The organism is Pelomonas sp. KK5, from assembly GCF_001984095.1.
Classification (GTDB): Bacteria; Pseudomonadota; Gammaproteobacteria; order Burkholderiales; family Burkholderiaceae_C; genus KK5.
Window position 1 is genome coordinate 1 of the sequence record NZ_LYVQ01000208.1, and the last position, 11987, is coordinate 11987.

Annotated in this window: 9 protein-coding genes; 7 read left to right on the top strand and 2 right to left on the bottom strand. The window is 70.1% G+C overall.

Annotated elements, in window-relative coordinates; all coding sequences use genetic code 11:
• Positions 1-134: 134 nt before the first annotated feature.
• The 3 genes from purL to B0W88_RS24675 all read left to right on the top strand — a co-directional run bounded on the left by purL (position 135) and on the right by B0W88_RS24675 (position 6513).
• A complete protein-coding gene (gene purL / locus B0W88_RS24665; RefSeq protein ID WP_077037262.1) occupies positions 135-4103 on the top strand; it encodes a phosphoribosylformylglycinamidine synthase in 3969 nt (1322 codons plus the stop codon).
• Positions 4104-4348: 245 nt separating this feature from the next.
• The gene (locus B0W88_RS24670) at positions 4349-4813 is read left to right on the top strand and encodes a DUF1203 domain-containing protein (protein WP_077037263.1); all 465 of its coding nucleotides are present in this window, start codon (positions 4349-4351) and stop codon (positions 4811-4813) included.
• A 29-nt stretch (positions 4814-4842) separates the two neighbouring features.
• Positions 4843-6513: a Na+/H+ antiporter gene (locus tag B0W88_RS24675; protein ID WP_077037264.1), complete on the top strand. Its 1671-nt coding sequence runs from the start codon at positions 4843-4845 to the stop codon at positions 6511-6513.
• Here the strand turns inward: B0W88_RS24675 and B0W88_RS24680 are convergent.
• The gene (locus B0W88_RS24680) at positions 6486-7469 is read right to left on the bottom strand and encodes an LLM class flavin-dependent oxidoreductase (RefSeq protein ID WP_077037270.1); all 984 of its coding nucleotides are present in this window, start codon (positions 7467-7469) and stop codon (positions 6486-6488) included. The two genes, B0W88_RS24675 and B0W88_RS24680, sit on opposite strands and share 28 nt — an antisense overlap.
• Positions 7470-7526: 57 nt before the next feature.
• The gene (locus tag B0W88_RS24685; protein WP_077037265.1) at positions 7527-8606 is read right to left on the bottom strand and encodes a S1C family serine protease; all 1080 of its coding nucleotides are present in this window, start codon (positions 8604-8606) and stop codon (positions 7527-7529) included.
• Positions 8607-8635: 29 nt separating this feature from the next.
• On the opposite strand from B0W88_RS24685, the gene B0W88_RS24690 reads away from it, so the two are divergent.
• The 4 genes from B0W88_RS24690 to B0W88_RS24705 form a co-directional block, all read left to right on the top strand.
• Positions 8636-9352: a DUF1624 domain-containing protein gene (locus B0W88_RS24690; RefSeq protein WP_077037266.1), complete on the top strand. Its 717-nt coding sequence runs from the start codon at positions 8636-8638 to the stop codon at positions 9350-9352.
• Positions 9349-10101, top strand: a complete 753-nt coding sequence (gene rlmB / locus B0W88_RS24695; protein WP_077037267.1) for a 23S rRNA (guanosine(2251)-2'-O)-methyltransferase RlmB — start codon at positions 9349-9351, stop codon at positions 10099-10101. Before B0W88_RS24690 ends, rlmB begins: the two co-directional genes overlap by 4 nt.
• A gap of 31 nt (positions 10102-10132) precedes the next feature.
• Positions 10133-10765 (top strand): uracil phosphoribosyltransferase, encoded by a 633-nt coding sequence (gene upp / locus B0W88_RS24700; protein ID WP_077037268.1) that lies wholly within the window; start codon positions 10133-10135, stop codon positions 10763-10765.
• A 5-nt stretch (positions 10766-10770) separates the two neighbouring features.
• Positions 10771-11987, top strand: a 1217-nt coding sequence (locus B0W88_RS24705; RefSeq protein ID WP_077037269.1) for a 7TM diverse intracellular signaling domain-containing protein, incomplete at its 3' end; no start/stop codon positions are given.

Here is an 11987-nt window from a genome sequence, read left to right on the forward strand (position 1 = left end):
GTGTTTGGGGGGAGCCTCGATTCGCGGGGTGGGAGGCACGGGGAGCTGCAGCGCCGTTCGCCGTGGCAAGCCTCGGTAGAATCCCGGGTTCCCCGGCTGAGTCAGCCCGACCCGGCTCGCAATCCCGAACATCCATGGCTTCCACGCACAAGCACCTGCTTTCCTTCGAGGGCGGCAACGCCCTGTCGGCGTTCCGCGCCCAGGCCCTTTTGCCCAGGCTGCAGGCGGTCAACGACCGCATCAATGCCGTGCAGGCCCGCCATGTGCACTGGGTGTGGACCGACGAGGCGCTGGGCGCAGAGGGCAAGGACAAGCTGGCCGCGCTGCTGAACTACGGCGATGCCTACGAGGGCGGCAGCGAGGGCCACCTGGTCGTCGTCGCCCCGCGCCTGGGCACCGTGAGCCCCTGGGCCTCCAAGGCCACCGACATCGCGCACAACTGCGGCCTGGATATCCACCGAGTCGAGCGCGTCACCGAGTACCGCATCACGCTGAAGTCGGGCCTGCTCGGCGGCACGAAGACGCTCACGCAGGCCGAACTGATCGCCTGCGCCGAGCTGCTGCACGACCGCATGACCGAGAGCGTGCTGCTCGCCCGCGACGAGGCCGCCCACCTGTTCGATGACAAGACCGCGCAGCCGCTGGAGCATGTGGACGTGCTGGGCCAGGGCCGCGCCGCGCTGGAGAAGGCCAATGCCGAATTCGGCCTCGCGCTGTCCGTCGACGAAATCGACTACCTCGACGCCGCCTTCGGCCAGCAGCTCAAGCGCAACCCCAGCGACGTCGAGCTGATGATGTTTGCGCAGGCCAACTCCGAGCACTGCCGCCACAAGATCTTCAACGCGAAGTTCACGGTGGACGGCGAGGACCAGCCGCTGAGCCTGTTCGGCATGATCCGCAACACCGAGAAGCTGTCGCCGCAGCACACGGTGGTCGCCTACAGCGACAACGCCGCCATCATGGAAGGCCACGCGATCGAGCGCTGGATGCCTGCCGGCGACCAGCGCGCGCCGAAGTACGAGGCCCGTGCCGAGACCGCGCACGTGCTGATGAAGGTCGAGACGCACAACCACCCGACGGCGATCTCCCCGTTCCCCGGCGCCTCCACCGGCAACGGCGGCGAGATCCGCGACGAAGGCGCGACCGGCCGCGGCGCCAAGCCCAAGGCCGGCCTGACCGGCTTCAGCGTCTCCAACCTGAACCTGCCCGGCTTGGCCGAGCCCTGGGAGAAGGACGCGATCGGCAAGCCCGCCCACATCGCCAGCCCGCTGCAGATCATGATCGACGGCCCGATCGGCGGCGCCGCCTTCAACAACGAATTCGGCCGCCCGAACCTGGGCGGCTACTTCCGCGTCTACGAGCAGAACGTGGACGGCATCACCCGCGGATACCACAAGCCCATCATGATCGCCGGCGGCATCGGCGCGATCCGCTCGGACCTGACGCACAAGATCGAGTTCCCGGCAGGCTCGCTGCTGGTGCAGCTGGGCGGGCCCGGCATGCGCATCGGCATGGGCGGCAGCGCGGCGTCGTCGATGGCGGCGGGCACCAACACCGCGGACCTGGACTTCGATTCGGTCCAGCGCGGCAACCCCGAGATCGAGCGGCGCGTGCAGGAGGTGATCAACCACTGCTGGAACCTGGGCGACAAGAACCCGATCCTGGCGATCCACGACGTCGGCGCCGGTGGCATCTCCAACGCCTTCCCCGAGCTGGTCAACGATGCCGGCCGCGGCGCGACCTTCGACCTGCGCCAGGTGCCGCTGGAAGAGAGCGGCCTGGCGCCCAAGGAAATCTGGTGCAACGAGAGCCAGGAGCGCTATGTGCTGGCCATCGCGCCGGAATCGCTGCCGCTGTTCACGCAGATGTGCGAGCGCGAGCGCTGCCCCTTCGGCGTCGTCGGCGTGACGACCGAGACCCGCGAACTGGTGCTGGAAGACGGCCCCGGCGGCGAGCGCGCGATCGACATGCCGATGGACGTGCTGCTGGGCAAGCCGCCCAAGGTGCACCGCGACGTCAAGCGCGTGGCCCGCGATGGCGGCGCGCTGGACCTGAACGGCGTGGAGCTGGGCACCGTCGCCTACGACGTGCTGCGCCACCCGACCGTGGCCTCCAAGCGCTTCCTGATCTCGATCGGCGACCGCACGGTGGGCGGCCTCAACCACCGCGACCAGTTCGTCGGCCCCTGGCAGGTGCCGGTGGCGGATTGCGCCGTCACGCTGGCCGACTTCAAGGGCTTCGCCGGCGAGGCGATGGCGATGGGCGAGCGCACGCCGCTGGCCTCCGTGGATGGCCCCGCCTCGGGCCGCATGGCCGTGGCCGAGGCGATCACCAACCTGCTGGCCGCGCCGATCGAGCTGTCGCGCGTGAAGCTCAGCGCCAACTGGATGGCCGCCTGCGGCGAGCCGGGCGAGGACGCGGCGCTGTTCGACACGGTGCACGCAGTCGGCATGGAACTCTGCCCGGAGTTGGGCGTGTCGATCCCGGTGGGCAAGGATTCGCTGTCGATGCGCACGAAGTGGGACGAGAAGCAGGTCACCGCGCCGGTCTCGCTGATCATCACCGCCTTTGCATCCATTTCCGACGTCAGGCAAACCCTGACCCCCGAGCTGCAAGCCGGCGACACGACGCTGATCCTGGTCGACCTGGGCAACGGCCAGAACCGCATGGGCGGCTCCATCCTCGCCCAGGCGCTGAACCAGTTCGGCCCCAGCGTGCCGGACCTGGACGATGCCGGTCAGCTCAAATCGCTCGTTAGCGCCGTCAACGAACTGCGCGCTTCCGGCAAGCTGCTGGCCTACCACGACCGCGGAGACGGCGGCCTCTGGGCCACCGCCTGCGAGATGGCCTTCGCCGGCCACACGGGCGTCAGCCTGAACGTGGACATGCTGGTGCAGGAGGTCGAGGACGGCGACGTCAAGAACTGGACGAAGCAGGTCGATGCCCGCCGCAACGAGCTGACGCTGAAGGCCCTGTTCAACGAGGAACTGGGCGTGGTGCTGCAGGTCGCCACGGCGGACCGCGATGCCGCGCTGCAGGTGCTGCGCTCGCATGGCCTGTCGAAGCACGTCCACGTCGTCGGCAAGCCGAACACGAATGGTCAGGTCGAGGTCTGGCGCGATGCCAAGAAGGTCTTCGCCGCGCCGCTGGACAAGCTGCACGAGGCCTGGGACCAGGTGAGCTGGCGCATCGCCCAGCTGCGAGACAACCCGGCCTGCGCGGACAGCGAGCACGCGCTGGCAGGCGACGCCGCTGATCCTGGCCGCCACGTGCATCTCACGTTCGACCCGAAGGAAGACGTCGCAGCCCCCTTCATCGCTGCATCGATCAATACGGGCGCCCGCCCCAAGCTCGCCATCCTGCGCGAGCAGGGCGTCAACTCGCACGTCGAGATGAGCTACGCGATGTCGCTGGCCGGCTTCGACACCTACGACGTCCACATGAGCGACCTGCAGGCCGGCGCCGCCAGCCTGACCGACTTCAAGGGCTTCGTCGCCTGTGGCGGCTTCAGCTACGGGGACACGCTGGGCGCCGGCGAGGGCTGGGCCCGCTCGGTGATGTTCAACCCGGTGCTGGCCGAGCAGTTCAAGGCCTTCTTCGCCCGCGGCGACAGCTTCGCGCTGGGTGTGTGCAACGGCTGCCAGATGATGGCGGCGCTGTCGCCGATCATCCCCGGCGCGCAGGACTGGCCCAAGTTCACCCGCAACAAGAGCGAGCAGTTCGAGGCGCGGCTGGCGATGGTCGAGGTGCTGCAGTCCCCGAGCCTGTTCTTCACCGGCATGGAAGGCTCGCGCCTGCCGATCGCCGTGGCCCACGGCGAAGGTTTTGCCGACTTCTCGCAGCGCGGCGATGCGGCCAAGGTGGCCCGCGCGATGCGCTTCGTGGACAACGGCGGCGCCGCCACCGAGGCCTATCCGCTGAACCCCAACGGCAGCCCGGACGGCCTCACCTCCGTCACCACGGCCGACGGTCGCTTCACCGTGCTGATGCCCCACCCGGAGCGCGTCTTCCGCAACGTGCAGATGAGCTGGACCAGCGGCGACAAGGCCGAGCTGAGCCCCTGGATGCGGATGTTCCGCAACGCGCGCAAGGCGCTGGGCTAAGAAGCTGTGAACGAATCCGACATGCCCGCTCGTCCCGCCCAAGCGGCCCCACTCGGCGTTGCAAATGCTCGCCGTAGCCCGAGCTACGCCTGCGCTTTGCGCCTTGATTGGTGCCGCTTGGACCGGCCGCTCGGGCACGCCGGATTCATTCACACCTTCTGAGAACTCCATGTCCGATTCCGGCCAGCCGCCCGCGCGGCGACGCCGGAAGATGCGTCCATCGCAACGGCAATGGACGCATCGACATGGACTTCCGCATCACCGGCCTCGACCCCGCTCCCTTCCTCCCGCTCTACGGCCGCTCCGACGCCGCACTGCAGGCTGACAACATCGTTCGCGTGCGCATCGAGGCGCCGCACATGGCGCCCGACCGCATCGAGCTGCGCGACGCCGAGCCCGGCGAGACGGTGCTGCTGCTGAACCACGAATACCTGGACCACGGCCCCTATCGCGGCCGCCATGCGATCTACGTCCGCGAGGGCGCCGAGCAGGCCTTCGATGCCGTCAACCGGGTGCCCGATTGCATGGTTCGCCGCCTGATGTCGCTGCGCGCCTTCGATGCGCAGGGCATGATGGTGGACGCCGACGTGGCCGAAGGCGCGGCGCTGGAGCCGCTGATCGAGCGGCTGCTGATGCGCTCCGACGTGCGCTTCGTCCAGGCCCATCACGCGCGGCGCGGCTGCTACGCGGCCCGCATCGAGCGAGCCTGATCGGGCGGGCGGCGATACTCGCCGCTCCGATGGCCACCGAACTCCTCCTCGTCATGCTCGTCGCGATCGGGCTGACGATCTTCGCCGAGCGCTTCAGGCTGCAGCCGCCGCTGCTGCTGGTGATCGTCGGCCTGGGCGCCTCCTTCATCCCCGGCCTGCATCCGCCGAGCCTGGAGCCCGAGACCATCCTGGGCATCGTCGTGCCGCCGCTGCTGTATTCGGCGGCGCTGGACTTCTCCTTCTCCAGCTTCGTCAAGCGGCTGGCCTCCATCCTCAACCTGAGCGTCGCGCTGGTCTTCGTCACGACCGCGGCCGTCGGCTTCGCGGCGGCCGCGCTGATGCCGGGCCTGCCGCTGGCGGTGGCCTTCATCCTCGGCGCCGCGCTGGCCCCGCCGGATGCCGTCAGCGCCGTGGCGATCGGCCGCCAACTGGGCCTGCCGCACCGGCTGATGACCATCTTGAAAGGCGAGAGCCTCGTCAACGACGCGGCGGCGCTGGCCCTGTTCGGCGTGGCCACGCTGTGGGCCCGCAGCGGCGCCGAGCATCCGGGCAATGCGGCGCTGGCCTTCCTCTATGCGGCGGTGGTCGGCGCGCTGCTGGGCATCGGCATCGGCCAGGTCGTGGACCGCATCCGCCGCCGGCTGGACAAGCCGAGCCTGGTCACCACGCTGTCGGTGCTGGTGCCCTTCAGCGCCTATGCGCTGGCCGAGCGGCTGCACGCCTCGGGCGTCGTGGCCGTGGTGTTCGCCGGCTTCACGCTGAGCCATCGCTCGGCCGATCTCGGCTTCGCCGGCCGCATGCAGGAGCGCGAGGTCTGGCGCGTCTTCGATGCGCTGCTGGAGGCCTTCGCCTTCGCCTACATGGGCCTGCAGATGCGTTCGCTGATCCTGCAGGCGCAGGCGAACGGCTTCGACGCGAGCAGCCTCTTGGAAGTGGCCGCGCTGCTGCTGTGGGTGGTGATCGGCGTGCGGCTCGCCTGGATCATGCTGTCGGCCGTGGTGGCGCGCTGGCGCTACCGGCTCAGGCGGGCGGCGGCGCGCACCTACTCGCGCGTGGGCATGGCGCCGGAGCCGCTGAGCTGGGGCGAGAACCTGGTGCTCGGCTGGTCGGGCATGCGCGGCGTGGTGACGCTGGCCGCCGCGGCGGCCACGCCGCAGCTCACCGATGCCGGCACGCCGCTGCCGGGTCACAGCGCCATCATCCTGATCGCCTACGTCGTCGCGGTGGGCACGCTGCTGCTGCACGGCCTGAGCCTGCCGGCGCTGGTGCGCGCGCAGCGCCTGCCGCCGGACGACATCGAGGCGACGCGGCGCGAGCGCCGGCATGCAAAGACCGTCATGCATGCCAGCGCGGCCCACACGCTGGAACTGCTGCAGCAGCGCGGCGATTTCAGCGCCGCCGAGCTGGATGCCGCCCGCCGGCTGGTGAGCCGCAAGGAGCAGCAGGCCGATGCGGCGGCCGCGGACGGCGCCGCGGCCGAGGCCGGCGCGCCGGTCCCATCCCGCAAGGCCAGGCTGCTGGCGGTCGCCCACGAGGTGCTGGTCGCCCAGCGCCGCGCGCTGATCGCCGAGCGCGACGAGCGCCGGCTGGACGACGAGGTGCTGCGCGAGATGCTGGAGAGCCTGGACCTCGAGCAGGCCTTGATGGCCAACCGCTCGGGCCTGCTGATGACTCAGCCCAGCGAGGCGAGCAGTTCGTAGGAGCGCAGCCGCGCCGCGAAGTCGTGCACCGCGCAGGCGACGATGAACTCGTCCGCCCCGGTGCGCTCGCGGGTGGCGGCCAGGCCGGCGCGGACCGTGTCCGGCGAGCCGACGATGGACTCCCTCAGCATCCGCTCGACGCCCAGCTTCTCGCCCGGCGTCCATAGCGCCTCCATGCTGTCCACCGGCCGCGGCAGCAGGCCGCGCTGGCCGCGCTGCATGCCCAGGAAGCGCTGCTGGATCGAGGTGAAGAGGTGGCGCGCCTGCTCGTCGGTGTCGGCGACGACGACGTTGAGCCCCACCATCGCATAGGGCTGCGGGTGGCGGGCGCTGGGCCGGTACTGGGCACGGTAGATGTCCAGCGCCTGCTGCAGCAGCTCCGGCGCGAAGTGCGAGGCGAAGGCGAAGGGCAGGCCGAGGTAGGCCGCCAGCTGCGCGCTGTACAGGCTCGAGCCCAGCAGCCAGATCGGCACCTCGGTCCCCTGGCCGGGCACGGCGCGCACGACCTGACCCTCGCGCACCGGGCCCAGGAAGGCCTGCAGCTCGACGACATCGTCCGGGAAGCGGTCGATCTCGGCGCCGCTCAGGTGCCGGCGCAGCGCCCGCATCGTCGGCTGGTCGGTGCCGGGCGCGCGGCCCAGGCCCAGGTCGATGCGACCGGGGAACAGCGTGGCCAGCGTGCCGAACTGCTCGGCGATCGTCAGTGGCGCATGGTTGGGCAGCATGATGCCGCCGGAGCCGACGCGGATGCTCGTCGTGGCCGCGGCCAGCTGGCCGATCAGCACGGCAGTGGCCGAGCTGGCCACGCCTTCCATGTTGTGGTGCTCGGCCACCCAGAGGCGGACATAACCGAGAGATTCAGCGTGCTGCGCGAGGGCGATGCTCTGGCGCAGCGCGGTGCCGACGTCGCTGCCTTCGACGACCGGCGCCAGGTCCAGGATGGAGAGGGGTGCAATGCTCATGCGGGCAGTCTAGGAACTTGCCGACGGCCTTGCCGGGGCAAGGTCTATCCATCAATCGGTGCTGCTGCCCAGCACCGCTGGCGCCAGCCGCGTGCGTCCATCGCGCCAGACGCTCAGCTGCACCGTCTCGCCGATCTGGCGCCGCTCCAGCAGCGTCAGCAGGTCGTCCAGCGTGCCCACCGCCTCGCCGTTGACCGCGGTGATCACATCGCCCGGCAGCAGTCGGCCGGCGCGGTCCCGCATGAAGGGCGCCAGGCCCGCCTTCTCGCCGGCGCCGCCGGGCGCCACGCGCACCAGCGCCACGCCCTTGGGCAGCCGCAGTGCCTGGGCCAGGTTGCCGCTGGCCGCCGAGATGCCCAGCGAGGGGCGGATGTAGCGCCCGTCGCGGATCAGCCGCGGCACGATGCGGTTCACCTCGTCCACCGGAATCGCGAAGCCGATGCCGGCGCTCGCGCCGCTGGGGCTGAAGATCGAGGTGTTTACGCCGATCAGCCGGCCGGCCGAGTCGAGCAGCGGGCCGCCCGAGTTGCCGGGGTTGATCGCCGCGTCGGTCTGGATCGCGCCGCGGATCGTGCGGCGGTTCATCGACTCGATCTCGCGGTTCAGCGCGGAGACAATGCCGGTCGTCAGCGTCTGGTCCAGCCCGAAAGGGTTGCCGATCGCATAGACCTGCTGGCCCACCTGCAGCTCGCGGCTGCTGCCCACCGGAATCGGCGGCAGTTTCTCGCGCGGCGCCTTGATGCGCAGCACCGCCAGGTCGCGGTCCTCGAACACGCCGACCAACTCGGCGTTGTGCGTGCTCTGGTCGGCCAGCGTCACGCGAGCCGCGGTGGCGTCCTGGATCACGTGGAAGTTGGTGACGATATGGCCGGCCGTGTCCCAGATGAAGCCGCTGCCGGTGCCGCGCGGCACCTCGGACACGTTCATCGAGAAGATGTCGCGCTGCAGGGCCAGCGTGGTGATGTGCACCACCGAGGGCGAGACGGCCTTGAACACCTTGATGTGGTTCAGCTCGGCCGGCTCCAGCGGGCCGCGCGGCGTGATCGTGCGGGGCTCCTGGGCGCGGGCGAACGGGGTGAATGGGGTGAACGGGGCGAGGGCGGAGAGAAGGAGGAGGGCGCGGCGCTGCATCGATCTTCGTCGTTAGACTCTGGCCGCCCATGATACGAAGCGATGTTTCCCCTCTGCGTCTGCCGCGCCTCGATGCCTTGCGCGGTTTCGCCGTCGTCTGGATGGCGGCCTTCCACTTCTGCTTCGACCTGAGCCACTTCGGCTTCACGCGCTGGGACTTCTACCGCGACCCGTTCTGGACCGTGCAGCGTACGCTGATCGTCAGCACCTTTTTGCTCTGCGCGGGCATGGGCCAGGCGCTGGCGGTGGCGCAGCGGCAGAGCTGGCCGCGCTTCTGGAAGCGCTGGGCGCAGGTGGCCGGCTGCGCGCTGCTGGTGTCCGCGGGCTCGTACGCGATGTTCCCGCGCAGCTTCATCAGCTTCGGCGTGCTGCACGGCATGGCGGCGATGCTGATCCTGATGCGCTTTGCCGGCCCTCGGCTGAACGGTGTCGCCTGCCTGCTGCTGGGGCTGCTGGCGGTGCTGCTGCCGCAGTTCGTCTCCCATCCCTTCTTCGACACGCGCTGGACCGACTGGATCGGCCTCGTTACCCACAAGCCGATCACCGAGGACTACGTGCCCTTGCTGCCCTGGTTCGGGGTGATGCTGTGGGGCTTCGCGCTCGGCCGGCGCTTTCCGCTGACGGGTGAATTGCCGCGGGTGTTGAATCCGCTCGCGGTGCTGGGGCGCTGGAGCCTCAGCTTCTACATGCTGCACCAGCCGGTCTTGATCGGGATTCTTGCGCTAACGGCGACAATGCGCGGATGAGTACCTCGTCCAACAAAGTCCTGTTCGGCTTCCACGCCGTCACCGTGCGCCTGAAGACGCATCCGAAGTCCGTCACCGAGCTGCACATCGACCCGAGCCGGCGCGACCAGCGGATGAAGACCTTCATCGAGCGGGCCAAGGAGGCGGGCGCCAAGATCGTCGAGAGCGACGACGAGCGCCTGACCAAGCTGGCCGGCGGCCCGCGCCACCAGGGCGTCGTCGCCCGCGTGCAGCCGGTGGCGATGCAGCACTCGCTGGACGCCGTGATGGAAGACCTGGAAGCCGCTGGCGCCATGCCGCTGCTGCTGGTGCTGGACGGCGTCACCGACCCGCACAACCTCGGCGCCTGCCTGCGCGTGGCCGACGGCGCCGGCGCCCATGCGGTGGTGGCGCCCAAGGACCATGCGGTGGGCCTCAACGCGACCGTCGCCAAGGTCGCCAGCGGCGCCGCCGAGACGGTGCCCTACCTGATGGTCACCAACCTGGCCCGCGCGCTGAACGAGCTGAAGGAGCGCGACGTGTGGATCGTCGGCACGTCGGACAAGGCCACCAAGTCCATCTACGACATCGACCTGAAGCGCCCGGTCGCGCTGGTGCTCGGCGCCGAAGGCGAGGGCATGCGCCAGCTGACCGGCAAGACCTGCGACGAGCTGGTCAGCATCCCGATGCAGGGGGCGGTCGAAAGCCTCAATGTCTCCGTCGCCGCCGGCGTGTGCCTCTACGAAGCGCTGCGCCAGCGCCGCGGATAATTCGCGTCCCCGTCCCGCCAAGAACACCATCATGCCCGTCATCGAAGTCCGCCACCCCCTCGTCAAGCACAAAATCGGCCTGATGCGCGAGGCCGAGATCTCGACCAAGAAATTCCGCGAGCTGACCGGCGAGGTGGCCCGGTTGCTGGCCTACGAGGCCACCGCCGACTTCCCGCTGGAGAAGACCACGCTGCAGTGCTGGAGCGGCCCGACCGAGGTGGACCAGATCGCGGGCCGCAAGGTCACCGTCGTGCCCATCCTGCGCGCGGGCCTGGGCATGCTGGACGGCGTGCTGGACATGGTGCCCAACGCCAAGATCAGCGTCGTCGGCCTGGCGCGCGACCATGAGACGCTGCAGCCGGTGCACTACTTCGAGCGCTTCGTCGGCCAGCTGGACGAGCGCACCGCGCTGATCGTCGACCCGATGCTGGCCACCGCCGGCTCGATGATTGCGACGATCGACCTGCTCAAGCGCCGCGGTTGCAAGGACATCCGCGCGCTGGTGCTGGTGGCCGCGCCCGAGGGCGTGGCCGCGCTGAACAAGGCCCATCCCGACGTGCGCTGCTGGACCGCGGCGGTCGACAGCCATCTCGACGCCAACGGCTACATCATCCCGGGCCTGGGCGATGCCGGCGACAAGATCTTCGGCACCAAGGAAGGCTGAGCAGTTTGCCGGGACGAGGTTTCTTCCGGGCCCTGCTGCTCGGTCTGCTGGGCCTGCTGGCGCTGGCCTTCAGCGTCATCGCCACGGCCCAGGTGGTCCGTATCGACCAGTTGCCGCCCGGCCCGCTGGGCAGCCGCGCGCTGTACCTGCAGGAGCAGGCCGGCAGCCCGCCGCTGACGCTGGCCCAGGCCCGAGCGGCGCTGCAGAGGGGCGAGTTCCATCGCGACGAGCGGGCCATCGCCGGCTTCGGCCTGCGTGCGCGGCCGGTCTGGGCCTACCTGGAGCTGCAGAACCCGTTGGACGACGCGCTGGCGCTGCGCCTGATCGCCGGCATGAGCTGGATCGACCGGCTGGAGGTGGTGCAGGTCAAGGGTGACCAGGTGCTGGCCAGCTGGAACAGCGGCGACGAGGCCGGCCCGGTGGACGGCGCGGCCAACCTGGTGCCGGGGCAGGGCTTCGTGTTCCCGCTGGCCGTGCCCTCGGGCCGCAGCGAGATCTGGATCCGCGCGCAGACGGTCGACCCGCTGGTGCTGCCGCTGGGCCTGCAGCTGGCGGCCCAGGCGCCCGCCGACGAGCGCGGCATCCACTACGCCTACGGCCTGCTGTACGGCTTCCTGCTGGCGCTGATCGCCTACAACACGATGCTCTACGCCGGCCTGCGCCAGGGCAGCTACCTGTACTACGCCTGCTACCTGCTCAGCTTCATCGGGCTGAACCTGGCCTATACCGGCCACGGCTTCGCCTGGTGGTGGCCGGATTCCGCTCATTTCCAGCGTTATGTGAACCTGGTGATGATGGTCGTGTTCGGCGCCGCCGGCATCGCCTTCGCCGATCACTTCCTCGACCTGCGGCAGCGTGCCCGCCGCTTGCGGCAGTGGCTGCTAGGCGCGGCGGTGGCCGCGCTGCTGGCCCAGGCGCTGTGCCTGGCGGCGGACTGGCACGGGCTCGCCGTCTGGATCGCCTTCGTCTTCCTGCTGGGCTGCAGCCTGGGCCTGCTGCTGCTGGGCATCTGGGCCTATCGCAGGCGCCTGCCGGCGGCGCGCTACTTCCTGGCGGCGGTGGCGTTCGGCATGGGTGGCTCCAGCCTGACGACACTGGCCGTCTGGGGCCTGCTGCCGATGACGGCGCTGAGCTTCCATGGCGTGGAGTTCGGCGTGCTGGTGGAGGCGGTGCTGCTGGCGCTGGCGCTGGCCAGCCACCTGCGCAGCCATGAGCGGGCCCG